This window comes from Nostoc sp. UIC 10890 (assembly GCF_054786515.1).
Genome location: NZ_JBSGKF010000001.1, coordinates 696,584 through 723,583, shown reverse-complemented (window position 1 = coordinate 723,583; position 27,000 = coordinate 696,584). Strand labels below are relative to the sequence as shown.

Genomic DNA, 27,000 nt, shown 5'->3' with positions numbered 1-27,000 from the left:
TTCTTTTCAAGTAGAAAAATAAAGAAAATATAAAGTTTTTTCATCCAATTATAAAAGCCCAAATTGTATCGTTGAATTAAAAATGTTATTTCCCATAGAAAACCTCAGTCTTTTTCTTTGGAAATCAGGCTTTGATCAAGTATCAGGGTAGGAGTGGAATTTCAAAAAATCATGCAAATCAAATAGACAGGAAAACTCCTTACTACTATGGTTAGTAGCTTTTTGTCACCAATATTCCCTACATTTGCAGAGCAAAGTTATAGGGTGAAAGATTCATAATTTAAGTGAGTTATGAAACTTTGGTTAACAACGTTTTTGCAGGCAAAAGAAAATGTTTCTACCTACGCTTTAATAACTGTTTGTTTATTTAGTTAATTCACATCTTTTTTGTTTGCTGCAACATCATAAATCCAGAAAAAAAGCTAAATAAAAAACTTGATGTCAAAACCTGCCCCTAATGCGGGGAAATTAGTTAGATTCCGCCCGTCGAAGGGCAGAAAAAATATAAAAAATTTTGTTAGCCTCGTCTGGGATATTAAAATCTAAATTTCTGTGACAAGTTAGAACCGATCAGTAACCTTCAACAGTGTAACCAGCAGCAACAATCACCTGTTTGATTGACTCCTCAGAAGCTGCGGATTCCACCATGACGGTTTTAGCGTTAACATCAATATCCACCTTGGCATCAGGTTCCATAACGTGGATAGACTCAGTAATTGTATTTGCACATCCCTCACAAGCAATATTTGATACTTTCAGTTTTAGTGCCATTTGTTACCTCAGTATGGGTTTTTTAAATTATTTCTTAAGGATTAATCTTAACAATCGAAGCCAGATTGTGCATCCCGCCAGAGTCAGATAATGGTATACAAGCGTCCTAATCACTGCATCTTGCTCACCGACTGGCACAATTTGCTGGCAGTAATATGAAACAAAATGCAAGAATATATAAAGTTATTTATGAAAATACACTTATTTAGTGCCGCCACGCCCAAGTTTAAAGTTAAAAACACCTATGTCTTCAAATCCCCAGTACCTAAGCGGTAACGAAATTCGCAACATATTCCTCGACTTCTTTGCCAAACGGGAACACCAAATTCTCCCAAGTGCCTCCCTCGTGCCAGAAGACCCAACCGTGCTGCTGACGATCGCGGGGATGCTACCATTTAAGCCAATATTCTTGGGGCAACGGACACCAGAATTTAAACGGGCCACGACTTCGCAAAAGTGTATCCGCACCAACGATATCGAAAATGTCGGACGCACCAAACGGCATCACACGTTTTTTGAGATGCTGGGTAATTTCAGCTTTGGTGATTATTTTAAAGAACAAGCGATCGCTTGGGGTTGGGAAATCTCTACACAAGTCTTTGGCTTTTCCCCCCAAAATCTGGTTGTCAGCGTTTTTAAAGATGATGATGAAGCTTTTGGAATTTGGCGCGATCAAATCGGTGTACCGATAGCGAGAATTAAACGCTTGGGCGAAGATGATAACTTTTGGGTATCTGGCCCCACTGGCCCTTGTGGCCCTTGTTCCGAAATTTATTATGACTTTCACCCAGAACGCGGTGACGAAAATATAGATTTAGAAGACGATACCCGGTTCATTGAGTTTTACAACCTCGTGTTCATGCAATATAACCGGGATGCTTCCGGGAATTTAACGCCGCTGCAAAACAAGAATATCGACACCGGCATGGGTTTGGAGAGAATGGCGCAAATCCTCCAAAAAGTGCCTAATAATTACGAAACTGACCTGATTTTCCCAATTATCCAAGCAGCAGCCCAAATTGCTGGCATTGATTACCAAAGCAGTGATGAGAAAACCAAAATCTCTCTAAAAGTTATTGGTGATCATGTTCGTTCTGTTGTCCACATGATTGCTGATGAAATCCGCGCTTCCAATGTGGGACGGGGTTATGTGTTGCGGCGGTTAATTCGGCGGGTGGTGCGTCATGGGCGATTAATTGGGATTTCTGGCGAATTTACTACCCAAGTTGCTGAAACTGCGATCGCACTTTCCGAATCAGCTTACCCCAATGTGCGCCAACGAGAAGCAGCAATTAAAGCTGAGTTGCAACGGGAAGAATCGAATTTTCTTAGAACTCTGGATAGAGGCGAAAAACTCCTAGAAGAAATTATCCAAGAGGTGAAACAGCGAGGGGAAACTCAAATTAGCGGTGAAAGTGCATTTACCCTCTATGACACCTACGGATTTCCTCTCGAACTTACTCAAGAAGTTGCCGAGGAAAATAATCTCACAGTCGATGAAGCGGGATTCAATACCGAAATGCAAAAGCAGGTAGAACGTGCCAAAGCAGCACATGAAACCATCGATTTAACTGTGCAAGGTTCCCTCGACAAATTAGCAGAACACATCCAAGTCACTGAGTTTTTGGGTTATACCCAACCTGCGACGACAGCGAAAGTCGAAGCGATTTTGGTAGAAGGTGTTTCCCAAGAGGAAGCAGAAGTGGGGACACAGGTACAAATTATCCTTGACAAAACGCCATTTTATGCTGAATCTGGGGGACAAATTGGCGATCGCGGTTATATCTCTGGTGATGGTATCGTAGTTCGGGTTGATGACGTTAAAAAAGAATCTGATTTCTTTGTTCACTTCGGACGCATCGAACGCGGTACACTGCGCGTAGGCGATAATGTTACAGCCCAAATTGATCCAGCTTGTCGCCGTCGCGCCCAAGCCAACCATACCGCAACGCACCTGTTGCAAGCGGCGTTGAAGAAAATTGTTGATGATAGCATCTCGCAAGCAGGTTCCCTGGTTTCCTTTGACAGATTGCGCTTTGACTTCAACTGTCCCCGTGCGTTGACAGCAGAGGAAGTTCAACAAATTGAGGAACAGGTAAACAGTTGGATTGCCCAAGCACATGCTGCAAAGGTGGAAGTATTACCAATAGCCGAGGCAAAAGCTAGGGGTGCTGTTGCTATGTTCGGGGAAAAATACGGCGACGAAGTGCGCGTGATTGACTTCCCTAGCGTATCAATGGAATTATGCGGTGGAACTCATGTGAGTAACACTGCTGAAATTGGCGTGTTCAAGATTATCTCGGAAGCTGGTGTGGCTTCTGGGGTGCGGCGGATTGAAGCTGTTTCGGGACCAGCAATATTAGATTATCTCAACCTGCGGGATAAAGTAGTTAAAGATTTGAGCGATCGCTTTAAAGTTAAACCCGAAGAATTACCAGATAGAATCACAAGTCTGCAAAGCGAACTGAGAAATAGCCAGAAAGAATTAGAAACCTTGAAGGTACAATTAGCGATCGCTAAATCAGACAGCTTGCTACAAACAGCAGAAATCGTAGGCGAACATAAAATTATTGTCGCCCAATTAGAAGATGTTGATCCAGAATCATTGAAAACCGCAGCCGAACGCTTATTGCAAAAAATCGGTAACGGTGCGGTGGTGCTGGGTTCAGTTCCCGAAGAGGGGAAAGTTAGTATAGTTGCAGCTTTTAGTCCAGAAGTGAACAAAAAAGGACTGCAAGCTGGTAAATTTGTAGGTGCGATCGCTAAAATCTGCGGCGGCGGCGGCGGAGGAAGACCGAACTTAGCCCAAGCTGGCGGACGCGATGCGAGTAAATTACCAGATGCGTTGGGACAAGCAGAAAGTGATTTAAAGTCCGCGTTGGGTTAACCATCTTCCTCAATCCGGTTCGCTTAAGATACTCCCCTCAAAAAGCTACGGTGTACACACATATTTGTACAAAACCAAAATCGTTGTAGATCCTCCTAAATTCCCCTTAAAAATGGGACTTGGAAGTTGTATGTACACCGTAGCTTACTAAGCTTGGTAACAAAACGTGAGTTCGATGAACCTCTCCCTCCCAGCCTCCCTCTGGGAAACGGAAAGGGAGGAGCAACAATTCAGCCTTTTGCTCCCCTCTCCGTGTCGGAGAGGGGTTGGGGGAGAGGTCAAATAAGACTTGTCGAACTCACGTTAACAAAGATTTGGGTGTTCCTCAGTTGCTTAGGAAACGCTATAACCCTCTTCCATCAACCTAGTACCGCAAGGCGTAATTCGTAATTAATTGTTTGCAAAGTTTTCAGACATTTAAAATGGGTGGGTCTTAAGTACTTGTTATGCCAAGAATCAATTCCCTGAATTCAAAATTATTATAAACAAAGGTTTTAATCATATTCACTGTCTACATAACAGTAAATTTTGACTAAAGTTCTTATTAGTAAAAAGTTTCAGTGCATATTATAGCTTAATAGCATAATATGTACTGAAAAAATAATTATTCTTTGCCTGTGTTTGTTTACCGATTTACCCAAAGACTCTAATTACTATGGGTACTAAGCGAATGGATTTTGACCGCCAGCAAATGGATTTGAACCACCAGCAAATGGATTTGAACCACCAGCAAATGGATTTGAACCACCAGCAAATGGATTTGAACCACCAGCGAATGGATTTGAACCACCAGCGAATGGATTTGAACCACCAGCGAATGGATTTGAACCACCAGCAAATGGATTTGAACCACCAGCGAATGGATTTGAACCACCAGCAAATGGATTTTGACCACCCGCAAATGGATTTGAACCACCAGCGAATGGATTTGAACCACCCGCAAATGGATTTGAACCACCCGCAAATGGATTTGAACCACCCGCAAGTGAGGGGATTACGTTATCACCCAGTTCCTCGTTAAGCCTTGAATTAATCTGGTCGTTAATAGTAACTCTCAAACCAAACCCATCTGGTATTTCAGTTGTGCTGATTTGGTTGCCAGCACCAGTCAAAGGGTCACGGCCGCCACCTGCCGATGGATTTACACCGCCTGCAAAGATATTCCAGAAGTTATCATCAGCGAAAGGATTACCGCCATAAGGGAAATCAGTTCCATTATTGCCACTACCACCAAATGGACTACCGCTACCTTGTCCATTACCAACACCGCTAAATATGTTGGAGAGGTCTTCATCACTCAGAACTTCACTCAGGCTACCGAAGGGTGAATTTATCAACGGATTGTTCCCACCAGTAGAAGAGTTACCGCTATCACTATTAATCAAATCTGCCATTAGAACTAATCCTCCTATTTTTAGCATGAAAATCTTGCTCGCATATAGGAATCCAACTTGAGTCTTGCGAGGTCTTGTAAGAACCAAAACTTTATCCGGCAAGCTTTAAAGCAGATTGACTTTTCAAAAAAAGTATGGGATTCCTATAGCTATTTGAACAGACAAAGTTAAGTCTGCTTCATGAATTTCTTGTTTTTTTAGCCAAATAGTTATTAGTTCTTAGTTTGTAATCTATGCTAATTACATCTACAATTTATTTGATTTAGGTTCTCAAGACAATAAAAAATATTTTGATAATTTTGTCAAATCTTTAGATATTTTAATGCAATGATTTAGAAAAAGTGATTAAAGTACTTGATAATAAAGTGAAATTTCCGTTAAATATGATACCGCAATAAACAATGTTTTGATAAATTTGCCAAATTTTTAGATATTTAGCATCATGACTTTGGTTTTGTTCGTCCGAGACACTGTAATTACTTTGAGTTGTTACCGTAATTTGCAAAATACGCATTTACATCAGAGGCTCTGACTAAATAATATAGACAAAGCCTCTGAAAAATAATTGATCAGCAGGAAACTAGAACTCTACACCATGTTTCTTAGCAACTTCAGTTAGTTTTTCATACTGATGTTGTGATGCTTGAGTTAATATCTCTTCAGCCTGTTCTTTAGTACTTCCCTCTTTAGGAATTAAATACTTGACATAAAGAGATACAAAATCAGCAGCGATCGCTAAACCAGATAAACCATGTTTGTCAGCTTCTTTGCCTGCGATCGCAGCTACCAAACCAGCTTTAATTGGGTCTGGTTTAACTTTCATAAACTGCTCAACCAGTTTAGGAACATAGTCTTCTGGTGGCAAATTATCTAACTTACTTCTATCAGGAGTAAAGTTACATTCTGCGGCTTGAGCCTGCTCTAAAACACACCATTCTATGTATTCTTGCAATGCTGCATCGGGAACGCGAGGGAGATAATTATGTAGCGCTAAATCAGACACAAGCTTACCGTGTAAATTGCTGTTTTATGCAAATGCATTAAGGCAAGCCTAACGCACTGTTTCTATAAGTTTTAGTGTGTTACGCTACGAGTTTTGAATATAAGGCATTGGGAATAGGGCATTGGGAATAGGGCATTAGAAAATCTCTGCTCCACTTCCTAATTTCTATTCCCTAATAACTCGCTTTAGATGTTCTTGTCCCCAGTCGCAAAGAGCTTTTAATACAGGTATAAGAGTTCTGCCATAATCTGTAAAAGAATATTGCACTTTTAAAGGTACATCTGAGTACACTTTTCGGTTAACAATTCCATCATTTTCTAGTTCACGAAGTTGTTGAATCAACATTTTTTCAGTAATCTCAGGAATCAATTGTTTCAATTGGCTGTATCGTTTGGCTTCATCCTTCAAATGCCAGAGAATCAAAATTTTCCATTTGCCACCTAAAACTTTTAGTGTTGCTTGCACAAATGATGTGCCTTCAGTTTGCTTTTCTGACATATATTATGCGAACTTACAAAAAAGTAAGTACTTCCCAAAAAGTAAGTATAAGTATATTTTTGGATTAGAGTAATTCCTATTTCGACGGTATATAAGGAAAAGCATGGAAATTTTAGGTGCAATTGCCCTGGTAACTGGCGCAAATGGAGGTCTAGGTAAGTACTTCGTAGAGGGATTGAGAGCGCAAGGTGTAGCCAAAATTTATGCTGGCGCTCGCAAGGTGGATGCTTTAGCTGAACTGGTTGCAACTGATCCGCAGCGAATTATCCCGATTCAGTTAGAAATTACTGATGAAGAATCTGTTTGCCAAGCTGCACTAAAATGTCAAGATGTCAACTTGTTGATTAACAATGCTGGTGTGGGCTTGAACCAAGGATTGATTGCTGCACCTGATTTGTCTTCCGCTAGGGCAGAAATGGAAGTTAATTATTTTGGGACGTTGATTATGTGCCGTGCTTTTGCTCCCATCTTGAAACAAAATGGAGGTGGAGCGATCGCTAATATGGTGTCAATGGTGGCGCGGGTAAATCTTCCTTTGAATGGTAGCTATGGCGCTTCTAAAGCAGCAGTTTTGTCATTGACTCAGGCGGTTCGGGCAGAGTTGGCGGCTCAAAAAACGCTGGTGGTAGCAGTGTTACCAGGAGCGATCGATATTGGTATGGGTAAGTCTTTCCCCGATCCAAAAGTACCTCCAGAAGAAGTGGTTCACGATGCACTGCAAGCTGTGGTTGATGGCATAGAAGAAGTTTACCCAGGTGAACAGGCCAAGCAACTCAATGAGCAACTGATGCAAGACCCCAAAGGAGTTGAAAAGTTTATTGCGACATTTTTACCAGGTTAAAGAGTTGATGGAGCGATCGCATTTGCTATTGCGTCTTTGTCTAGATATATAGAGCGGTTGAAGCTCTTGGACTAGTGGACAAGTGCTACACATCATTCAGATCCCCAACTTCTTCGAGGAACGCTGGCTGATTATCGCCCGCCAGTTTTTTCTAGTTTTCAGCGCAAAAAAATCGCCCCCTGAATTCAGGAGGCGCATCACCAAGGTGGTGTAGAGACGCGGGATTTCGCGTCTTTCGTTTTAGCTAGCAACGTATTCTTTGACATTGGCACGACGGCGACGCAGATGAGCCAAAGCCTGATGCTCTAACTGGCGGACGCGTTCACGGCTGAGATTTAATCTCTCACCCACTTTCGCCAATGACATTTCGTTACCATCTTCTAAACCAAAGCGTAAAGCTACAACTTCTCGCTGTTGTGGTGTTAGTTCTGCTAGCAGGTTGTTCAAGTCTTGGCGTAAGAATTCCTGGTTGGTGTAATACTCTGGTGATGGCCCGTCATCTTCGAGCATTTCTTGCAACTCAGTATCCTGGTTATCACCAACTCGCACATCTAAAGACACTGGTTGACGCGCCATATTCAGGTACTCCCGAATCTGAGCAGGTTCTAGTTCCAGTTCTTTGGCAATTTCCGCTGGAGTCGGCGATCGCCCCAAGGTTTGAGCCAACTCGCGTTGCACTTTTTTGATTTTGTTCAGTTTCTCGGTAATATGGATCGGTAAGCGGATAGTACGACCTTGTTGAGCGATCGCACGGGTAATTGCTTGGCGAATCCACCAGTAAGCATAAGTCGAGAATTTATAACCCCTCATTGGATCAAATTTCTCCACACCCCGCTCTAATCCTAGTGTTCCTTCCTGGATTAAATCCAGAAACTCCATATTCCGCTTTTGATACTTTTTGGCAATAGCAACAACCAAGCGCAAATTCGCTTCGATCATTTTTTGCTTTGCCCGCTTACCTTGGGCCACCGTTTGTTGTATCTCGGTTTCCGATTTTTGAACGTGGTCAGCCCACTCTTGTGAACTCGGTTCCCGTTGCAACTTCTTCGCCAAAGCTTCCTTGGCGTCAATGAGCGTCATCATTTGTTGCACCTGCTTCCCGAAGACAATTTCTTGCTCACGGGTTAGTAGTGCTACACGACCAATTTCTCGCAGATAGGTTCGCACCATATCAGCCGTGAATTTGGTGTTGAGGTTTTCCGTTTGGGTATTGACAGTAGGCATTGGTGCGATGTCCTCTACTCCGTAAATAAAATGTATGTTTTCTTACTAAAATGGGTTGGAAAAAGTAGTACATCTATCACGAAATATCGGGAGCTACCAAAAGCAATTAATCAATTGATACAGCCGTCTTTAAGACGGTAAGCTCCCAATGATAGGTTCCCCTACCTTTCCTAAATTTTCAATCTAATCTTTTATAAGCACGCTGGTTGTTTTGGAGAATTCTTCTTTTGGGCAGTTATGATAACTGGCAAATCCGAAGTCGGTATGAGTTCTACTTAGCTTTATAGTACGATAAATCAGGCAGATAGTAAAGTATCTTAAGATAAAGCCGCTAATTATAATTCAAAATTGCCCGTTTGCAAAAAAATAAACTTCCTTGAAATTACTGACTATATCTATAGTGACGCCAAAAACCCCTCTTCTGTTGCCAAAAACTAGCCGGATAACCGAACTTAATTTGCTGTGAGGATGGAGGGATGTTACGAATTAGTCATTGGTCATTGGTCATTGGTTGTTTGCAAATGACAAATGACAACTGACAAATGACAATCTAGAAACCAAGGTCAGCTTTGGCTAGTTCAGCCGCTGCGAATACTTCTGCGTCAGGTTTTTCTTCCCAGGCTGGCTCACCAATTTCTTCGTAAAAAGTTGCGTCATAAGGCCGGGTACGCACTACTACCGGCATAGGAACAGCGTGACCCAATATTAAAGCTTGTTGCTTCGAGTCTAACTTTGCCAACACCGATCGCAGTCCGCTACCACCAGATACACCCGTAAAAATTGCGTCAATGTCTTTTTCATCATTCAGCAAAGCGGTAATGCGAGTCCCGATCTGGGACATAACTTCATTATCTATGCCCGACGGACGTTGATCAACTACCAAAAGAGTGACGAAATATTTCCGCAGTTCACGGGCAATAGTCCCAAAGATTGTACTTTGTACGATCGCTGGATCAAGAAAACGGTGCGCCTCTTCAATGGTAATCATCAATGGTGTAGGGCGATCGCTAGGATTTTTGCTTTGCAAAAATTTATCTGCTTTCTTGACGTAATGCTCATGAATCCGCCTGGTGATCATATTTGTCACCAACATATAAGAGAGCATATTAGACTGGGAACCAAATTCTATCACAACATTCTTCCCAGATTCCAGACATTGGACAATTTTACTAATGTAATTCTGGGGGCAAACTGCTCGCATATACTTCAAACTATCCATCCGCAAGAGTTTGCGTTGCAATGCCATAATCGAGCCTTTGTGTCCCCGCTTCTCGTCGCAGAACATCTCGATTTCTTCGTTAGTCATATTTAGCAACTGGACAATCCAAGACTTGCCAAACTCGCTGTATAGAATGTTGGCGTTATCTAAGGCTGCGTCAGAGAGTCCTAAATCTCGACTACATAACTTTATATCTTCAACTTCTATTTGCTCATAACTTAAATAAAGTTCTTGAGCATCACGTACACCCCGGCGCTTTGTAGATTCTGGGTCGAGGGTGTAGACTTCCACCTTACTAGGAAATAATTGCTTTAGTCCCTTAACAGTATTGACGTTCTTACCTTCTGCAACGGCTTCCCAGCCATACTCAGAGTGCATATCAAAAATTAAGTTGACTGCCGCGTTTTTACGGATAACGCCAGCTAAAAGTAACCGCGTCAGAAAGGATTTACCAGTACCAGATTTTCCAAAAACCCCATTACTCCGTTCCACAAAGCGGTTTAAATCAATGCAAACGGGCACATCCATATCCAAAGGTTTGCCGATGGAAAAATTGCGCCTTTGGGGGTCATCTTCCCAACCAAATACCCGGCGAAAATCGTCAACACTGGCTTCGTAAACTTGACTAAAGTGGCTAGGAATAGTTTTAACAGGTAACAATTCCATCGTCGTGCTAGTTTGTGGCACAAATGAAGCCAAACCCTTCACTGATGGGAGAAAGGGATTTGCCGATTTGCCATTTGTTGGAGAGAAAGATTCTTCAGATTCGGGAGTAAACATCAACATCGGCGCGAGGTTGATAGTACCATAAGTCCCACTTCCGGCTAAAACATCTCGTAAAAAAGTGTCTTCCCAACTGGGAGGATTAGCAATAATTCGTGCATTAGCGGCTCCCAATGCTACATCTGTCAGCATACAAAAAAAACGCGATCGCATCCCTTGGACAACGAGAAACTTACCTACTCGCATATCTTCCACAGAAATGTCAGGATGCAATCGTACTTCTAAACCTTCAGTTAGAGAACCTTGAATGACCGAACCTAATGGCTGTCCCGAATTCATCTGATTAGTCATTTGTCATTTGTCATTGGTCATTTGTCATTGGTCATTGGTCATTTGTCATTGGTCATTTGTCATTGGTTATCCTCTCCCAATCCCCAATCCCCAATCCCCAATCCCCAATCCCCATTATCTAATCAATTTGAATCGAAGTTGGCGCACTCCCTGTTGCTGAAGTGGTAGTGATTAACGGCCTGCGGAATTGGGCATAAAGGCGATCGCGCCAGGTAAAGAATGGTTCATAATCTATATTCTCTGAAAATATTGGCAATCCTTTACCTCTGATAGAAGCTGGTAAATCCAGATAGGGGCCAGAGGGAAACTTTAGCAATATCGATAACCCGGCTACTGCCAAGTCAGCTAAAGTCGGCTCATCTCCTGTTAAATAAGGACTATCTGCCAATAATAATGTTAAGGCTTCCAAGTCTTGTTTTAAAGATGCGATCGCTGACTGAATCAAATCTGGGCTATAACCTACGCCAAAACCCAACACTGTTAGTAAGTCGCTAGGTACTCCTCCAATCAGACTTTTAAATATATCTGGTGTTGAGGTGGGTAATAAAGACTTACGGAAATTTTGATCTTGACTTATGGCTGCAAATAGTGCTTTGCGACCTTTAACGCCTATGGACTCATCGGCCCATTCTTCTATTAATAAAGTTAAACCCCGTTTTTTAGGATCTTGCGGTATTATTGGGCGATCGGGGTACTCTAAGTCTAAATACTTAGCTATTTCCGTAGAATCCGCAATGTATCTATTACGATCCTTTAATACTGGTACTTGTTTCTGACCAGTCAGCCGGAACAGTTCTACCTGTCCAATCCCAGGCGTTACTTCTATTTTGCGGTAATCTAGTCCTTTAAAATCTAGAATTAGGCGCACTTTCTCTGAGTATTGAGAGAGTTCCCATTGGTATAATTCCAGCATATTGTATACCTTGTAACTGCTCAACTTCGTTAACTTTAACAATTGTATCTTTAGTTAAAGTAATTTGTATTGGCGTTAGTTGCTTAGTTGTCTATTTAATTGACATCAGCGTTGAAGGGATGCCTGATTTTTGGCAAAATTATCGATTAAAAAATATTATTTTCTAATTGATTCAAATATCAAATAATTAAATAATTTAATTCGGCATACATAAATAAACCTAACCGCTCAGTCGCAAGTCTTCAGTCGTTAGTTGAATTTCTGTCACCGTCAGCCTATTTAGATAATTAATTTCTGTACTTTTGTTGAATAATCAATAATTAATTCAGAGATATAGCCTTCTTGCATCTGGGATGTAGGATTTGTGAAACTACTATTTTACGTACAGATTTGTATATAAATTGGCTTTTAAGTAGAATCTTTCTCCAAGCCTATTGTAATTCATAACTTGTAGATGTAAGATTTTCACACTTTCTTATATCTGACGCTACACCAAATGGGGCTTTTTAACTATTTATTTGGTGTCATTGAGAAAATTTGCTCAATTTACATAAAATGTATGCTAGATATGTTTCATACATGTCAGCGTGAGCCGGAGTTAGATATTTTACCTCACCAGCACAAATTATTCTGGTGAAAAATCTTACTTCCCTCTTAAGTTAGATTTTGTGCGTAGCAAAATGTTATAAATCTTTATGTAATGTGTGGACAAAAAGACAAACAAAATTTATGAAGACAAATTACAGCAAATTGCTAACTATGTTAGCAGGCATAGCGGGATTTACTAGTTTCAGCGTCCTCACTACTTTACCATCTGATGCAAAATCGGCACTAAATCCTAATCCTAGTATTTTCAACGAAGCCCCTTATAACCAGGGACAACGCCTTCAAGCAAACGCTCAATACACACCTACTGAGGCTGTTTCCGAAGTACAAAAGGGTAATACCAAACGCCAACAAATAGCACAGAAGAGTGGTGGAACGCTAAATCCCAGACCAAGTATTTTTAACGAGCCTCCTTATAACCGTGGTGGTGCTACGCCTAGTGAACCTACACCCCGCACCCCACGCCCTGGAACTCAACCGACTACACCGACTACTCCACCAGTACCAGGGGCAAGCGATAATCAAGGCAAAAATTTGTTAGCGTTGGCAGAGTCAAATGCTTCTTTTACAACTTTAACCAAGGCTTTGAAAGCAGCAGGATTAACCGGAGCTTTGCAAGGCACAGATAACTTAACTATTTTTGCACCCACTGATGCAGCTTTTGCTAAGTTGCCACCAGATGCTTTGCAAGAATTGTTAAAACCAGATAACAAAGAAGTGTTGCTCAAGATTTTAACTTACCATGTAGTATCTGGTAAGGTATTGTCCACTGATTTGAAGTCTGGCGAAGTTAAAAGCCTGGAAGGTGGTGCAATCAATGTTAAAGTTGATCCTGCTACTGGTGTGACTGTCAATGATGCTAGAGTGACACAGGCAGATATCACAGGCAGCAACGGTGTAATTCACGCAATTGATCAGGTGATTTTGCCTCCTGACTTGTAGTTTTGAAATCATAGTGCAACCTTTAGTAGATTAGGTTGGCATCAAATCTTAATAGGAAAAAATCCCGTTCAGATGGTAATTTTGGACGGTTTTTTTTGTAAATCTCTGCTGCGAGTCAGGGAGGCGGCAACCCCAACAAGGGGCGTTCCCAGTATCCGACTGGGAACGAGGTAATGTTTCAAAGCATTCTCGTTTACTAACTTTCACCTGGTCGTGGCGAAGAGTCCCCCACTATACCTTTATGTTAGTGGCGCGATGTTCGCCCCTCCGGGACTGGGGACTGGGAAAACATTCTAAAATTTGGGAGGGGTTAAAGCCCCGAACATCATTATTTCGTTTGATGACCCAATCCCCAATCCCTAATCCCCAGTCCCTTTGACGTTAAGTTGACACCAATGAGTATTGCTGTGCTTAGTAAGTGGGTTGCATCCAAACGAGAACTGCTATTGATTCACATCACAGGCTAGACATTACATCCCTTGCTACTGCTAAAGTCTGATCAATATCTTCTTCGGTGTGAGCAAAAGATGTAAACCCAGCTTCAAATTGAGAAGGTGCTAAGTAAATACCATGCTCTAACATACCCCGATGAAAGCGTCCAAATTTTGCTGTATCAGACTTTTTCGCATCTTCGTAGTTATGAACTGGGCCAGAGGTAAAGAATAAGCCAAACATCGCGCTGATTTGACCACCGCAAACTGCATGACCAGTCTCTTTAGCAATTTGCAACAAACCATCTGCTAGCTTTTTAGTAATCCGGTCAAGATACTCGTAAGTACCTGGCTTTTGCAGCAATTCTAAAGTCTTAATACCAGCAGTCATCGCCAAAGGATTACCAGAAAGTGTCCCAGCTTGATATACGGGGCCTGCGGGGGCAACCATTGACATAATATCTCGACGACCGCCATAAGCTCCCACTGGCAAACCACCACCAATCACCTTACCCAAGGTGGTTAAATCGGGAGTGACGCCAAATTTTTCCTGAGCGCCACCGTAAGCAATGCGGAACCCAGTCATCACTTCGTCAAATACTAATAATGCTCCATACTCGTGAGTTAGTTCCCGTAATCCTTCTAGGAACCCAGCATCAGGCGCAATAAACCCAGCATTGCCTACGACTGGCTCAAGAATGACACCAGCAATCTCGTCGCGGTTTTCTTCAAACAAGGCTTTGACGGATTCTAGGTCGTTGAAAGGCGCGGTTAGAGTAGTGCTAGTTGCTGCTTTAGGTACTCCCGGTGAGTCTGGCAAGCCAAGTGTGGCAACACCAGAACCCGCCTTCACTAGAAATGTATCGGCATGTCCGTGATAGCAGCCTTCAAACTTGATGATTTTGTCTCGTTTAGTGAAAGCCCGCATCAACCGCAAAACTCCCATACAGGCTTCAGTTCCCGAATTGACAAATCTAACCATTTCGATGCTAGGAACGGCATCGATGACCATTTCTGCCAAAACATTTTCGAGGACTGAGGGAGCGCCGAAACTGGTGCCTTTTTCTAAAGCTTCATGCAACGCTGTAATTACTTCTGGATGAGCATGACCGCAAATAGCTGGTCCCCAAGTGCCTACATAGTCTATGTATTGGTTGCCATCTACATCCCAAATATATGCGCCTTTAACATGATCAAATACAATGGGTTGTCCACCCACAGATTTAAAGGCACGAACAGGAGAACTAACTCCTCCTGGCATCAGGTTTTGAGCAGCGGCGAAGACTTCTTGTGATTTGGTTGTTTTAATTGTGGTATTTACCAAAGTTCTCTCCTAACAGTGGGCAATAAAAAGCTCTATCTTAGGATAGGGTCAAACAGTGCTTAGAATTTCTATCCTATAAAATTAGCTGAACCATAGAAATAACAATATGTTATGCAAGTCCAATGAAGACTTGACTTGAGATATTCAAACTTGATGATTTAAGGCATAATCAGGATTTTTGGCAAACTTTATGATTGCATCAGTCTAAGAGTGTGTCACAGCTAGATCATATAGTTCAATTAAAAAAACTTACCAGTTGCCCTATTCTGAATGGTATCGTGAATCCATAAGTTATTCTCATTAGAACAAACTAGCTGGTATGTCTTCTAACGATTTGCGATCGCTGCATTACACCATCCCTGTTGAAAAAATTCGCTATGACGAACGGGGTCTAGTGCCTGCAATTGTCCAAGACTATCTGGATGGTACTGTCCTGATGATGGCGTGGATGAATCAGGAGTCGTTACAAAAGACTTTGGAAACTGAAGAAACTTGGTTTTGGAGCCGTTCGCGCCAAGAATTATGGCACAAGGGGGCGACTTCGGGGCATCTTCAAAAGGTGCAGAGTATCCGTTATGACTGTGATAGTGATGCGTTGCTCATTGGGGTAGAGCAATTAGGAGATGTTGCCTGTCATACTGGAGAGCGCAGTTGTTTTCACCAAATAGAAGGGAAAATTGCTGCACCACCAGGGGATACATTGTCGCAATTGTTTCAAATAATATGCGATCGCCGCGATCATCCGACTGAAAGTTCTTATACCTGTAAACTATTTGCAGGTGGTGATAACAAAATTTTGAAAAAGATTGGTGAGGAAACCGCTGAGGTGGTAATGGCTTTTAAAGATGATGAAGCAGATGCGATCGCAGGTGAAGTGGCTGATTTGCTGTATCATACTTTGGTTGCCTTAGCTCACCATCAAGTTGATTTGAAATCGGTGTATCGCAAGTTGCAAGAACGTCGTCAATAAAGAATACAAGCAAATGGTAATAAAATAAGCAAGCAGGGAAAGTAGATTAAAAACTTGATTCCCCAAGTTTGTCATGTTTAAACAGGCGTTCCCTTTATGATTGGCCATAACACAATACGGTTCAGTTAAGGTTACTGGTGTAGATAATTTGTCTTTGAAGACGCGATGAATCGCCGTCTCTACAAGTATTTTGTTGCTCATTCTGAACTGTATTGGGCTATAACAGGTTAACTTAACCGTGTGCCTACAGGTTGAACCTCTCTGGCTAAACCAATTGGTGATTAATCAGCCAGAATTCGATTGAGGTACTGTAAAATTGCGAGAGCGATCGCTACACTCAAGATGAAGCCTAGCCAGTAACTATTGGTAATAATTTGTGGTTGATCTAATGCCCATCCACCCAAGGGATGACCAATAAAAGAGCCAACAGCCCAGCACAAAGCATTGATGGAGAAATAGATACCGCGTTGATTTTCCGGGGCTAACTCAGTCACTAAAGAAGCAGAAGATGGAGTATAGGAGACAATCGCCACAGCAAAAACTCCTAATGCCAAAATTACCCAAACCAGATGATGAGATGTGGCTGTACCGCTTACCCAAATCAGTCCAAAACCAATTGCCCAGAAAATGGCAGAAACAGTAAGTGCGAATGTGTGAGAGCAGCGTTTTAAAATACTGGTGACAGGTAACTGACAAATGATGGCGAACACCAGATGCCAAGCAAATAGCCCGCTAATGGTAGTTTCAGTAAATCCCGTGGCAGTACTTTCTACAAGGACAAAGTTTTTGAAGTAAAGCGGCAGGGTGCTGTGGATTTGAGAAATATAGATTGTAAAGAATATATTAACTGCTATGTAGACTAAGAAACGGCGATGTCTAACGACAAGCTGCTTTGCATCTACGCTTAATACTGCCATCCAAGAAGCAAAATGTTCTGTTTTTTCAGATTCCTCTATCTGCTGTTGTTCTGTTTCAATAATTCCTACATAGACAACTCCAAAAAATACCAGAAAAGAGATGGCATCAATCACAAATAGCCAGCGATAACTCCCAATGATCGCGATCAATAACCCAGCAAGTACAATTCCGATCGCTAACCCCAGATTATCAGCTAGTCTGGCGATCGCAAAAGTTTCCCGACGATTGTCAATTTGGCTGGCGTCAGCCACCACAGCTTCAGCCGCCGGCCAATAGAAACCTATCCCTAAACCGCTAATCAAGCTACCGATTACCAAAGAAGTGAAATTATTGGTTGCAGCTAAAACCAGAGAAGCAATTGCTGAAATCGCCGTCGCTAGCAACAAAGTGCGGCGACGTCCCCAGTGTCCAGAATCAGCCAAAAAACCACCCGCAATCCGCCCTACAACGCCGGAAATCGAGGCGCTACCCAAGGCTACCCCCACACTGGTTGCAGATAAACCAAGTTGATTGACAAAAAAGATGGGGGCATAAAACAGGGTACAGCCGGTGCCAACTTCTGAAAGAAATCTACCAATTGCGAAAATCCATACCTGGGGATGTATCGAAGGCAGCCACGATGACAACTGAGACTGAGAAGCTAATTTCATGAGCCTAAAAGTCATAGTTTGGTGACATTTTTGTAATTCTTATCATTGGCTACAATTTTCCTCACTGATTCCACAGGGTTTCCACAGGGATTTTAACAGTTTTCCACAGGTGCTATACGAGCCAATAAGCTTCTTGCCGCCTGACTGGGGATTGTTAATTAACAGCAGCAAGGAACTTCAAGGACTGAGTTTTTGTAAAGTAAAGTAACGAAAAATAGGCTTAAAGCCTTATTCTTTCGTTCGCATTTATTTTTTATACAATCGTTTTTAACATTTCGCAGCATTGACAAACCCACCCCCTCTTGGCGCACAATGATTCGGCTTGCTTTTGTAATCCGTTCAACCGTCAGCATCAAATATGTAAAATATATTACAATTAGATGTAAGCGTAGATTGTCGGCTAGCAAAAGAGCGTGTGAGGTGGACTAATTGCCGTTTCACCGCAAGCAACTTGTCCCTCTTGATTATCCTCATAGGAGGAAAATCTCATGAAATCAACGGTTAGCATCTTTACAGAAATTCCCGAAACACTCCACGAATCCTTAAAAAACTACTTAGAAACCCATCCTGATTGGGATGAAAACAGAGTATTGACGGCGGCGCTATCATTGTTTTTACTCCAAAATGGAGATAGCGATCGCCGTGCTGCGCGAGTTTACCTAGAAACTTTGTTTCACCACTCCTCAGTAGAAATGCCCTGTATCGATTCACCAGCAACAGCTAATTTACTAGACACTCCATAAGTACTGGTTATGAAGGTCGTCATTCTAGCTCATGTTGTTAATGGGGCACAGCGTACACTTGCTCCATTCATCGGATTTTAAGCCAAAGCGATCGCCCATCTGGGGAGTAATACTTCAACGAAAATCGGCGTGAATCCCATACCAACTCTTAGAGACGCTGCGCGAACGAGGGTGGGAGGGATAACCGCCCGCCGATTTAGTCATTAGTCATTGGTGCTAATGACTAATGACCAATGACTAATGACCAATGACTCGAAATCCCCCGGCTTCAAGCCGGGGGATGAGTTAAATAACTACCTATTTTGATTGATTGTCTAAATTTATCTTTTTACTAAAGCTAAAGAAATTCAATAACAGTTTCCTCAAGAGTCAACAGTCAAGAGTTAAAAAAACTCTAGACTGTTAAATCAAGACTTCGCTTCCAAGTGCTGGGAATGAGCAGGAGATTCAAACTTATACCCTACGCCACGTACAGTTTGAATTAATGCTGGCTGACTCGCATCAATTTCAATCTTTTTGCGAATTTGACCGATATGGACATCTACAACCCGCTGGTCGCCGACATACTCATAATCCCATACCTCTTGGATTAGTTCTGCCCGCCGCCAAACTCGACCTGGATGACTGGCTAAAAAATGCAACAAGTCAAATTCCAGAGCAGTTAAGGGTACTGCTTGGTTATTAAGTGCTACCTCCCTTCGCACTGGATCAATCATCAGTTTTTCAAATACCAAGCGTTTTTGCTCGGCCGTAGTTATCACTCGCTGACGCCTCAAAATAGCTCCGACTCTGACTTCTAGCTCTCCTAGCCCAAAAGGCTTGGTGAGATAGTCGTCAGCACCTTTAGCAAAGCCGCGAATTTTGTCAGCTTCGTCAGCACGGCTAGTCAACATTAGAACAAAAACACCATTACGACTTTGCATCTCTTGGCAGAGGTTAAACCCAGTTACATCTGGTAGATTCACATCTAGAATCACCAAATCTGGGTTAAATTGCTCAAATAGAGTTAAGGCTGTCTTTCCATCTTCGGCAGCCTCCACCTGATAGTTCTGTTTAATCAAAAAGCGTTGGATTAAATTCCGAACCGCAGGGTCGTCGTCAACTACAAGAATCTTGGCAGGAGCCATGACCATTACTTTGCACAAAAATTCGTAAGATTAACAAGAGGGTTGCGTAAAAACGCAGTTGCCACTTTGGGACTAACTAAGAATCTACATGGCTCCGGTATAAGAATCCTGACTATTTAAAAATAAATACTCTAATCAGGATTGTGGGCAATGAGAACGCGAAACTTCTGTTAGCCACAGTGTATGAGCGCTCTGACTTTAGCCGCAACAGTTCTTAATACCAAGACACCTTCTTGATCTGAGTTAGGTGGTAACTTAAAACGTTTCAATTTTAAATCGATATGCGGATATATACCACAAGCGATTATTCAGTATAATTAAAAAAATTCGATTAAGGCACAGTAAGTTGCCAAATTTGAAACAGTAAAGTTGATTTTTTCATAAAAACTCTGCATTTTTAGCTACTCTCCGTTCAAATTCTAGATTAGAGCCAGAACTAGGCAACGACATGAGGGTATACACGGAGTTATAGCGATATGTTAAAGTGACTATGGTTGAAATTACAAAGTCGATCAAACTAACCCGTGCTACTATCCTGGTAGGGAATAAAATAGGTTGAGATTTTAATTTCGATCAAAATAAAACCTAAAGCTGTTTTTTCTTCGACAAAAAACTGCCCCTGACTGAGGCTGAAGTAACAAACTCCCATGAGCGATCAAAATCCCTACGAAAAACTTGGGGTATCAGAAGAGGCTAGCTTCGATGAGATTCAGGATGCTCGTAATCGCCTATTCGAGCAACATAGTGGCGATGCCAAGCATTTAGAAGTAATTGAAGCGGCTTACGATGCGATTTTAATGGATCGCTTACGGATGCGCCAGGAAGGTAAAATTAAAGTCCCTGAACGCATTCGGTTCCCAGAGTTGCGAGTGCAATCGCCTCCTAAAGAAAGTCCAACGCCTCGTGAGCAGTCACCTGCATGGCTGCAACGGATGCTGGATCAGCCAACGCCTGCGGATATATTCTTACCAGGGGCTTGGTTTCTTGGTTTGAGTTCTATTAGCCTGTTTTATCCAGAGGGAGGCGATCAGGTTTTGCAGTTGGCATTGGTGGTTGGGGTAGGTACGAGTATTTATTTTCTCAATCGCAAGGAAGGTAAGTTTGGCCGAGCAGTTTTGTTCACCCTGGTCAGTTTAATCATTGGCTTAATCGCTGGGGGACTCTTTGCTATGTGGCTCTTACCACAAATACCATTTCTCAATCTGTCATCGAATCAGTTCTCTAGTGTACTGACGTTTATATTCTTGTGGTTGGTTAGTAGCTTTCTACGCTAAATCTATATACGTAAGTAAGCTTCTAAAGAGAAGATGTGATTGATGTGTATTGTTTATTTGGATGTGATACGTAGTAAGGGCACATAGGTATGTGCCCTTACTACGTATATAACGCGATGTGCGACTTATAGCCGTAGCCAGATTAATTAGGACGCTGCTTGTTTGAGAACGATTTCCATTGGATCACGTAAATTATCCGATGTGGATAAAAGCTTACGAACCCTGCTTTTCAAAGTTGCCCAACACTTTTCAATCCGATTGAGATCAGGTGAATAAGGCGGTAGGTAAACTAACTGACACCCTGCGTCTTCAATTATAGCCGTAGCCACATAGGTTAGGACATTTTGAAAACCCCAAGGCTAGGAATAGTAATACTTTTACCTCCTGCCTCCAGCAAGAACTGCCTTCTGCCTCCTGCTATAGCAATACAAAGCGATGCCGAGAGAAACATTTCAGTGCATAACATATTCACATATTCGGACACCCTGGCATGTTATCTCCAAGCAGCAACCGTGCCAGACTGGGTAAAGCTTCACCATAGGTGGGATGGATGTGAACCGATCGCTCTAACAACTGCCAGGTTGCTCCTGCTTCCATCAGGGATAAAAATACATGCACCAGTTCAGCAGTTTCGTACCCGACCAGGGTTGCTCCCAGGATTTTGTCTGTGTCTCTGTCGATTACCATACGATAAAATCCGAGGTCATGCCCCCACTCAATCGCACGCGCAATTTGGCTCATGGATAAGGTGACAGCAAGCGCGTTGATCCCTTGTTTCTGAGCCTGTTCTAAGGTCATACCCACTCGCCCAACCTGGGGTTCTGTGTAGACTGCATACCCAAGGACGCGATCGCTCCGTGTCCGGTTTTCTCCACATAAAATTGCTTTTAAGCGGCGATAGTCCTCCCACGATACATGGGTAAAGGCCGGCTGTTTGGCAGCATCCCCGATCGCATACACTCCAGAACAGGTGGTATGAAACTGGTCATCAATTTTGACAAACCCTTTATCATCTAGCTCAATTCCACTGTTCGCTGCATTTAATGCACTTGTATTAGGTTTCCGTCCAATCACAATCAGCAACGCTTCTCCCTGGAGTTGTTCGCCATTGCTCAGGGTTAAATTAAACACATTATTATCGTGGGTGACGTGATTCACATTGACTCCAAAGTGGAGCTTAATCCCATCCTGCTTTAATGCTTCTGCTAAGACCGCGCTGACATCAGACTCTTCCTGTCCGAGGACGCGATCGCCCCGGACAATTAAGTGGGTCTGACTACCCAAACGCGCCAGTCCTTGTCCCAATTCCAAGCCAATATAGCCACCTCCAATCACCAATAAACGGGCTGGTAAGGTGTTTAAGTCAAAGAAATTGCGGTTGGTCAGGTAAGGAGTTCCTGCAAGTCCGGAAATGTCAGGAATCAGCGATGATGTGCCCGTGTTAATGATTACCAGAGGAGCCTGAAGGGTAACATCCCCACCTTTGACCGTCCGTTCACCGACAAAAGAAGCTTCGGCACAAATGACTTTGACACCCGCACTTTCCAATCGCTTGCGAATCCCCTGATTAAAGCTGCTGCGGATTCCCCGAACTCGCTCCATGACTGTGGGAAAATCCACTTCAACCTCTGTGTGGATGCCTAACTTCTTGCCCTGGCGCGATCGCCCTGCTGTATGAGCCGCTGCTAAGAAAGCTTTGGATGGAGTACAGCCATAGTTGATGCAACTGCCGCCTAAAGCATCCCGCTCAAACAAGACAACCTTACGTCCCTCATTGGCAAAATCAGCCGCCAGTGGAATGCCACCTTGACCACTGCCGATGACAATGACATCTGCTGTTTCCATCAGTGCTAAACTCCTTGGGGATAGTTTGCTTGCATAAAACTCTCACACTCAAAGTCAAAAATTCTCTGCCATTGAGGTAGGGTTTGGATTGAGTTATGACATCTAAAGCTAGCGAAGCCCACCCGTGATGTACAGCGTTTCGCCAGTGATCCAGCCCGAATCGGAGGAAGCAAGAAAGACAACGGCAGGGGCGATGTCCTGTGGCTGTCCAATGCGACCTAATGGTGTTTGCGCTTCAGTCTGTTGGCGACCTTCGCTCTCGGTAATTCCTGCTGTGTGCGTACCCTCCGTTTCCACCATACCAGGATTGATGGAGTTAACACGGATGTTACGTGAACCTAACTCTTTGGCTAGCGACTTCGTGACGGCATCAACAGCCGCTTTGGTAGCGCTATAGATTGAGGCATTCGCGGGCGCGAGGGTGCTAACGATGGAACTGATATTGATAATGCTGCCGCCCGCCGAGCCGAAGTGCTTGACGGCTTGTTGTGAAGTAAGGATTAATCCCAGCACATTCAGATCGAATTGCTTGTGGAAGTGTTCTTCCGTGATGTCTTCAAGTGGGGAAAATTCATAAATTCCCGCATTGTTGACCAAAATATCAAGCTTGCCAAATGCTTGCTGTGTCTCTGCAAACAGATGTTCGATCTCTGCCTTTTTGGCAACATTTGCCTGAACTGCGATCGCCTTACCACCCGTGCTGACAATCTCATCAACCACGTGATTGGCTCCTTCTTTGCTAGATGCATAGTTGACAACAACGCTTGCACCTTCGGCTGCGAGATGTTTAGCGATCGATGCACCGATGCCTTTAGACGCACCTGTAACGACTGCGATTTTTCCATCTAGTTTTGTCATGCCTTTTATTCCTGTGGTTGTTGGGTTTAAAATATCTGTCCTAAACAGGTGCGAACCTACAAGAATGCACCAATTTAGATTTTTAACGATGTCTCACATCCGTGCATCTGCATCAGGATTTAACGAATTCCAGCAGGTCAGCGTTGAGCTGTTCCTTGCTTGTGTCGCCCAGACTATGCGATCCGCCGGGATATATCTTCAAAGTCGAATTCTTGATGAGCTTCGCAGACAGGAGGGCAGAAGCACCAATCGGCACGATCTGATCGTCATCACCATGAATGATTAACGTCGGCACATCGAATTTCTTCAAATCCTCGGTGAAATCTGTTTCCGAAAACGCCTTAATGCAGTCATAGGAGTTCTTATGGCCAGCCATCATCCCCTGCATCCACCACGAATAGATTAGCCCTTGGGAGACTTTAGCACCGGGTCGATTGAAGCCAAAGAACGGGCCACTGGCTACATCTAGGAAGAACTGCGAGCGATCGGCCAAAAATGCCGCACGAAAGCCGTCAAAGACCTCAATGGGTAGCCCACCCGGATTTGCCTCCGTCTTGAGCATGAGCGGCGGCACTGCGCCCATCAGCACTGCCTTGGAAACGCGCTTGGTGCCGTGGCGGCCGATAAAGCGTGCCAGTTCACCACCGCCGGTAGAGTGTCCGATCATCACTGCATCCTTAATATCCAGCGCCTCCAAAAGCTCTGCCAGATCGTCGGCGTAGGTATCCATATCATTGCCGTTCCACGGTTGGCTTGACCGGCCATGACCGCGACGATCGTGCGCGATGCAACGATAGCCATGTGAGGCGAGAAAAAACATCTGCGATTCCCAAGCATCCGCGCTCAGTGGCCAGCCGTGGCTGAAGACAATGGGCTGTCCTGTGCCCCAGTCTTTGTAATAGATTTGCGTACTATCCTTAGTCGTGATTGTACTCATCTGGCTCCTATGTAAATTGTGATTTCCCAATCTGTATATGGTTTGAACCGTAAAGATAACTGCATCCGCGATCAGTAACTGAATCGATCAGTTGATACATAACTGATTTCAGTCAGCGATCTTCTTGATTTGTCAATACATATAAGCAAATTGCTACTTGATCAGTTGATACATAACTGATTTCAGCAGTCTGATTTTGATGACCTGATTGCTCGCTCAGGTGGCTTATCTACCTTTCAATCAGTTGTCTTTATTATTCAATTTTGGTTCAACTGAGACCACTCAAGTTCTTTAATTTAAGATACCAGTTAAGTTAGGGCTTACACACTTTGTAAGATCAACGGGTAACGATAAAGGCAGCCAGAGCGATCGCTACAACATCCTCAGCAAGGGCAGCAGGAACTGCACCAATCCTTTCAATGGCGGCTATCCGCACCGCCCGACCCCCATACGCACCGACCAGTGCACCCACAATACCAAAGAGCGCTCCAATTATTGCAAAACTGCTGTTTGCTCCGGTGACTAGCCATCCCACAATGCCACCACTGAGAATCCGAGCAATCAACGCAGGGGGACTGGTACGAGAGGGAATTTGCGGCAGCATGTCGCCAATCAACTCAGCCACTGCCAGTACAGCCAGAACGATCCCTATAATGCCGCCACGTGCCAGAAATAAAGCAGCAGGGGCTGTCAACGCTCGCAGTCCCGCAACTAACCCAAGGACAAATGCAGAAATCAATGTCATGAACATAAATAGCCTTTCTGGTATATTTGGATGCCATCTTTAGTCATAATCGTGAGTAACAATCGTGCTCATGAGATTATTCTTCCTTCAATGGGTTGATAATAGTCTGATTAGTCATTCGAGGGTTTGCAGTTAGGTGTTCTTATTCTTCAACACTGGGTTCCTGTCAAACCACTCAAGTTATTTGAGTTAAAACTCAACTTATCAGGTTGTGCGTGATATTCGCGATCTTCTCTGTGAGAAACTGGAAGATGTATTAAGCTGAGACAAGCTAGGGCGAAGTTTTCTTACGACTAAGCCTTCTGCTCCCTACCTTTCTTTGTAATTTATTAACTTGCCAAAAAAATGTAGAAATATCTATTTTAAAACCTGTGTTATTTAATCTTTGAAATAAATAAATCTCGCATACTTGTTAAGCTATTATCCAGGCTATAAGATAGCCAGCACTCAATGAACAAACAAGTGTTCAATACTTACTAGATAATCGTTTTTTGGCAGTTCTCTCAAGATACCTTTGACAATTTTCGGAAATGAATTTATAGTAACTGCTCAACTAAAATATTTTAATCTTTTGTCCAGCGTCTCACATATTTTTGGCTATTTTTATCAGATTTTTGCTAACATTCAACACTTCTGGTTGTATCCTAAAGAGCCTTTTTAGACAAGGTGTTTAGGTTCTAGGACTAAATCTACAGCAGTGCTAAAATCCTTAACAATTAAATCGGGGTAGTAAAGTTCCAATTGGGTGCGATCGCGGATACCAGATTCCACAGCCATCACCTTAATACCATAATTTTTTGCAGCGGTGATGTCGGCTTCCGTATCTCCCACCATCCAGGTATCAGCAGCTGCGGGCAATTCTTTTAAAGCCCTAGCCATCAACAAAGGCTTATCTTCAATATCACGAGTTTTAACGTAGTCGTTACTCAGGCAATAACAACGGTTTTCTGGGAAAAATCTACCTAAATCGTATTTTTTAAAGGCATAATCTAGTTCCCGAACTCGGCGCATGGTCATAACTGCTAAATCAATTCCAGCTTGTTGAATTTTTAACAGTGCATCCACGGCACCTGGTGCGAGAGTGTCATAGTTAAAATAAGCTTCTGTATGAACAGTTTGCCGCCGTAATTGGGCGAATTCTTGTGCTTGGGCTTCGTCTAACCCTGAATTTAAGGCGATTTGTTTTTCGGGAACACGCGATCGCTTTAACTGCCAAAATTCCGCTTTCGGAAGTTCTTGCACTGCTTGGTCTGAGCGACGGGTTTTTTCCAAGCAAAATTGATAAACACGGTAGTACCGTTCGGAAACATCAATAATTGGGCCGTCGAAGTCAGTAATCAGTCTTAGCATCGCTGCAAAATGTTAATTTTTATCAAAATTATCTCAGATATCTGGCTATTTTTAGATCAATAATCTCCACTATTGAATTTAACTAAGTATTTTTTCGTAAAGGCTTTTGTAAAAAGTATCGACGATGACGTAGAGAAAAATCATCTACCTTTAAGCATCTTTAACTATAGTGACAGTTTGAAAAAATACAACTAAGATGTAAGCGTCAGATATCTGGCTGTATCAGCTAACTGATATTGACTAAATACAATACATAGATATAAAGAATGAGTGGTTGACTAGCAGCTATCAAAGTTAAAGACTATCTACGAGTGTTCCTCGTTCTTGTGTAATTGGTATTCGCCGCAAAAATCCTACCAACAGGTTCATCTAATTTTTGGAGACATTGCAGTGTAGTGTCTCTACATTAATTTGGGTTTCTATTTATGAAGAAGGGAAAGGGGAAAAAGTAAAAAC

At 42.8% G+C, this 27,000-nt stretch carries 21 protein-coding genes and 2 pseudogenes; 6 read left to right on the top strand and 17 right to left on the bottom strand.

Annotation, left to right across the window (positions count from 1 at the left end; translation table 11 throughout):
* Nucleotides 1-570: 570 nt before the first annotated feature.
* A complete protein-coding gene (locus tag ACWATR_RS02970) occupies nucleotides 571-771 on the bottom strand; it encodes a heavy-metal-associated domain-containing protein (RefSeq protein WP_460329380.1) in 201 nt (66 codons plus the stop codon).
* A 244-nt stretch (nucleotides 772-1,015) separates the two neighbouring features.
* Here ACWATR_RS02970 and alaS point away from each other — a divergent pair, with 244 nt between their 5' ends.
* On the top strand, nucleotides 1,016-3,658 hold the full coding sequence (gene alaS / locus ACWATR_RS02965; RefSeq protein WP_460329378.1) for an alanine--tRNA ligase: 2,643 nt from the start codon (nucleotides 1,016-1,018) through the stop codon (nucleotides 3,656-3,658).
* 662 nt (nucleotides 3,659-4,320) lie between these two features.
* Here alaS and ACWATR_RS02960 read toward each other — a convergent pair.
* The 3 genes from ACWATR_RS02960 to ACWATR_RS02950 all read right to left on the bottom strand — a co-directional run bounded on the left by ACWATR_RS02960 (nucleotide 4,321) and on the right by ACWATR_RS02950 (nucleotide 6,553).
* The gene (locus tag ACWATR_RS02960; protein ID WP_460329376.1) at nucleotides 4,321-5,052 is read right to left on the bottom strand and encodes a hypothetical protein; all 732 of its coding nucleotides are present in this window, start codon (nucleotides 5,050-5,052) and stop codon (nucleotides 4,321-4,323) included.
* 580 nt (nucleotides 5,053-5,632) lie between these two features.
* The gene (locus tag ACWATR_RS02955) at nucleotides 5,633-6,055 is read right to left on the bottom strand and encodes a hypothetical protein (RefSeq protein WP_460329374.1); all 423 of its coding nucleotides are present in this window, start codon (nucleotides 6,053-6,055) and stop codon (nucleotides 5,633-5,635) included.
* Nucleotides 6,056-6,220: 165 nt separating this feature from the next.
* On the bottom strand, nucleotides 6,221-6,553 hold the full coding sequence (locus tag ACWATR_RS02950; RefSeq protein WP_460329372.1) for a winged helix-turn-helix transcriptional regulator: 333 nt from the start codon (nucleotides 6,551-6,553) through the stop codon (nucleotides 6,221-6,223).
* 103 nt (nucleotides 6,554-6,656) lie between these two features.
* On the opposite strand from ACWATR_RS02950, the gene ACWATR_RS02945 reads away from it, so the two are divergent.
* Nucleotides 6,657-7,394, top strand: coding sequence for an SDR family oxidoreductase (locus tag ACWATR_RS02945; protein WP_460329370.1), 738 nt, complete (start codon nucleotides 6,657-6,659; stop codon nucleotides 7,392-7,394).
* A gap of 240 nt (nucleotides 7,395-7,634) precedes the next feature.
* Here ACWATR_RS02945 and ACWATR_RS02940 read toward each other — a convergent pair whose 3' ends face one another.
* The 3 genes from ACWATR_RS02940 to ACWATR_RS02930 form a co-directional block, all read right to left on the bottom strand.
* Nucleotides 7,635-8,618 (bottom strand): RNA polymerase sigma factor, RpoD/SigA family, encoded by a 984-nt coding sequence (locus tag ACWATR_RS02940; RefSeq protein ID WP_460329368.1) that lies wholly within the window; start codon nucleotides 8,616-8,618, stop codon nucleotides 7,635-7,637.
* A 550-nt stretch (nucleotides 8,619-9,168) separates the two neighbouring features.
* Entirely contained in the window at nucleotides 9,169-10,899 is a 1,731-nt protein-coding gene (locus ACWATR_RS02935) for a helicase HerA domain-containing protein (protein WP_460340160.1), read from the bottom strand.
* A 130-nt stretch (nucleotides 10,900-11,029) separates the two neighbouring features.
* A complete protein-coding gene (locus ACWATR_RS02930) occupies nucleotides 11,030-11,824 on the bottom strand; it encodes a glutathione S-transferase family protein (RefSeq protein WP_460329366.1) in 795 nt (264 codons plus the stop codon).
* A 729-nt stretch (nucleotides 11,825-12,553) separates the two neighbouring features.
* Here ACWATR_RS02930 and ACWATR_RS02925 point away from each other — a divergent pair.
* Nucleotides 12,554-13,372 (top strand): fasciclin domain-containing protein, encoded by an 819-nt coding sequence (locus ACWATR_RS02925; protein ID WP_460329364.1) that lies wholly within the window; start codon nucleotides 12,554-12,556, stop codon nucleotides 13,370-13,372.
* Nucleotides 13,373-13,828: 456 nt separating this feature from the next.
* Here the strand turns inward: ACWATR_RS02925 and hemL are convergent, their stop codons facing one another.
* Nucleotides 13,829-15,127 carry a glutamate-1-semialdehyde 2,1-aminomutase gene (hemL, locus tag ACWATR_RS02920; RefSeq protein ID WP_460329362.1) on the bottom strand — a complete coding sequence of 433 codons (1,299 nt, stop codon included), beginning with the start codon at nucleotides 15,125-15,127 and terminating at the stop codon, nucleotides 13,829-13,831.
* Between the two features lie 319 nt (nucleotides 15,128-15,446).
* Between hemL and hisIE the strand changes: the two genes are divergently transcribed.
* Entirely contained in the window at nucleotides 15,447-16,097 is a 651-nt protein-coding gene (gene hisIE, locus ACWATR_RS02915; protein WP_435026253.1) for a bifunctional phosphoribosyl-AMP cyclohydrolase/phosphoribosyl-ATP diphosphatase HisIE, read from the top strand.
* A gap of 281 nt (nucleotides 16,098-16,378) precedes the next feature.
* Here the strand turns inward: hisIE and ACWATR_RS02910 are convergent, their stop codons facing one another.
* On the bottom strand, nucleotides 16,379-17,665 hold the full coding sequence (locus ACWATR_RS02910; RefSeq protein ID WP_460329360.1) for an MFS transporter: 1,287 nt from the start codon (nucleotides 17,663-17,665) through the stop codon (nucleotides 16,379-16,381).
* A 488-nt stretch (nucleotides 17,666-18,153) separates the two neighbouring features.
* Between ACWATR_RS02910 and ACWATR_RS02905 the strand changes: the two are divergent.
* A pseudogene (locus ACWATR_RS02905) lies at nucleotides 18,154-18,345 on the top strand (DUF2811 domain-containing protein); the annotation flags it as partial.
* Nucleotides 18,346-18,815: 470 nt separating this feature from the next.
* Here ACWATR_RS02905 and ACWATR_RS02900 read toward each other — a convergent pair.
* Nucleotides 18,816-19,535 carry a response regulator transcription factor gene (locus ACWATR_RS02900; protein ID WP_334744259.1) on the bottom strand — a complete coding sequence of 240 codons (720 nt, stop codon included), beginning with the start codon at nucleotides 19,533-19,535 and terminating at the stop codon, nucleotides 18,816-18,818.
* 647 nt (nucleotides 19,536-20,182) lie between these two features.
* Between ACWATR_RS02900 and ACWATR_RS02895 the strand changes: the two genes are divergently transcribed.
* Entirely contained in the window at nucleotides 20,183-20,809 is a 627-nt protein-coding gene (locus tag ACWATR_RS02895) for a CPP1-like family protein (RefSeq protein ID WP_460329357.1), read from the top strand.
* A 146-nt stretch (nucleotides 20,810-20,955) separates the two neighbouring features.
* Here ACWATR_RS02895 and ACWATR_RS02890 read toward each other — a convergent pair whose 3' ends face one another.
* From ACWATR_RS02890 to ACWATR_RS02860, 7 genes and pseudogenes are all read right to left on the bottom strand, one after another.
* Nucleotides 20,956-21,138: a transposase gene (locus tag ACWATR_RS02890; RefSeq protein ID WP_460329355.1), complete on the bottom strand. Its 183-nt coding sequence runs from the start codon at nucleotides 21,136-21,138 to the stop codon at nucleotides 20,956-20,958.
* A gap of 139 nt (nucleotides 21,139-21,277) precedes the next feature.
* On the bottom strand, nucleotides 21,278-22,654 hold the full coding sequence (locus tag ACWATR_RS02885; RefSeq protein WP_460329353.1) for a dihydrolipoyl dehydrogenase family protein: 1,377 nt from the start codon (nucleotides 22,652-22,654) through the stop codon (nucleotides 21,278-21,280).
* Nucleotides 22,655-22,762: 108 nt separating this feature from the next.
* Nucleotides 22,763-23,512: an SDR family NAD(P)-dependent oxidoreductase gene (locus ACWATR_RS02880; RefSeq protein WP_460329351.1), complete on the bottom strand. Its 750-nt coding sequence runs from the start codon at nucleotides 23,510-23,512 to the stop codon at nucleotides 22,763-22,765.
* A gap of 112 nt (nucleotides 23,513-23,624) precedes the next feature.
* Entirely contained in the window at nucleotides 23,625-24,449 is an 825-nt protein-coding gene (locus tag ACWATR_RS02875; protein WP_460329349.1) for an alpha/beta fold hydrolase, read from the bottom strand.
* A gap of 337 nt (nucleotides 24,450-24,786) precedes the next feature.
* Complete coding sequence (locus ACWATR_RS02870) at nucleotides 24,787-25,194, bottom strand: hypothetical protein (RefSeq protein ID WP_460329347.1); 408 nt, start codon at nucleotides 25,192-25,194, stop codon at nucleotides 24,787-24,789.
* Between the two features lie 343 nt (nucleotides 25,195-25,537).
* A pseudogene (locus tag ACWATR_RS02865) lies at nucleotides 25,538-25,734 on the bottom strand (IS4 family transposase); the annotation flags it as partial.
* A gap of 117 nt (nucleotides 25,735-25,851) precedes the next feature.
* Complete coding sequence (locus tag ACWATR_RS02860; protein ID WP_460329345.1) at nucleotides 25,852-26,544, bottom strand: HAD family hydrolase; 693 nt, start codon at nucleotides 26,542-26,544, stop codon at nucleotides 25,852-25,854.
* Nucleotides 26,545-27,000 lie beyond the last annotated feature (456 nt).

Coding starts and splice junctions, on each gene's coding strand:
- ACWATR_RS02970 (WP_460329380.1), bottom strand. CDS start 771: ATGGCACTAAAACTGAAAGTATCAAATATTGCTTGTGAGGGATGTGCA.
- alaS (WP_460329378.1), top strand. CDS start 1,016: ATGTCTTCAAATCCCCAGTACCTAAGCGGTAACGAAATTCGCAACATA.
- ACWATR_RS02960 (WP_460329376.1), bottom strand. CDS start 5,052: ATGGCAGATTTGATTAATAGTGATAGCGGTAACTCTTCTACTGGTGGG.
- ACWATR_RS02950 (WP_460329372.1), bottom strand. CDS start 6,553: ATGTCAGAAAAGCAAACTGAAGGCACATCATTTGTGCAAGCAACACTA.
- ACWATR_RS02945 (WP_460329370.1), top strand. CDS start 6,657: ATGGAAATTTTAGGTGCAATTGCCCTGGTAACTGGCGCAAATGGAGGT.
- ACWATR_RS02940 (WP_460329368.1), bottom strand. CDS start 8,618: ATGCCTACTGTCAATACCCAAACGGAAAACCTCAACACCAAATTCACG.
- ACWATR_RS02935 (WP_460340160.1), bottom strand. CDS start 10,899: ATGAATTCGGGACAGCCATTAGGTTCGGTCATTCAAGGTTCTCTAACT.
- ACWATR_RS02930 (WP_460329366.1), bottom strand. CDS start 11,824: ATGCTGGAATTATACCAATGGGAACTCTCTCAATACTCAGAGAAAGTG.
- ACWATR_RS02925 (WP_460329364.1), top strand. CDS start 12,554: ATGAAGACAAATTACAGCAAATTGCTAACTATGTTAGCAGGCATAGCG.
- hisIE (WP_435026253.1), top strand. CDS start 15,447: ATGTCTTCTAACGATTTGCGATCGCTGCATTACACCATCCCTGTTGAA.
- ACWATR_RS02910 (WP_460329360.1), bottom strand. CDS start 17,665: ATGAAATTAGCTTCTCAGTCTCAGTTGTCATCGTGGCTGCCTTCGATA.
- ACWATR_RS02900 (WP_334744259.1), bottom strand. CDS start 19,535: ATGGCTCCTGCCAAGATTCTTGTAGTTGACGACGACCCTGCGGTTCGG.
- ACWATR_RS02895 (WP_460329357.1), top strand. CDS start 20,183: ATGAGCGATCAAAATCCCTACGAAAAACTTGGGGTATCAGAAGAGGCT.
- ACWATR_RS02885 (WP_460329353.1), bottom strand. CDS start 22,654: ATGGAAACAGCAGATGTCATTGTCATCGGCAGTGGTCAAGGTGGCATT.
- ACWATR_RS02880 (WP_460329351.1), bottom strand. CDS start 23,512: ATGACAAAACTAGATGGAAAAATCGCAGTCGTTACAGGTGCGTCTAAA.
- ACWATR_RS02875 (WP_460329349.1), bottom strand. CDS start 24,449: ATGAGTACAATCACGACTAAGGATAGTACGCAAATCTATTACAAAGAC.
- ACWATR_RS02870 (WP_460329347.1), bottom strand. CDS start 25,194: ATGACATTGATTTCTGCATTTGTCCTTGGGTTAGTTGCGGGACTGCGA.
- ACWATR_RS02860 (WP_460329345.1), bottom strand. CDS start 26,544: ATGCTAAGACTGATTACTGACTTCGACGGCCCAATTATTGATGTTTCC.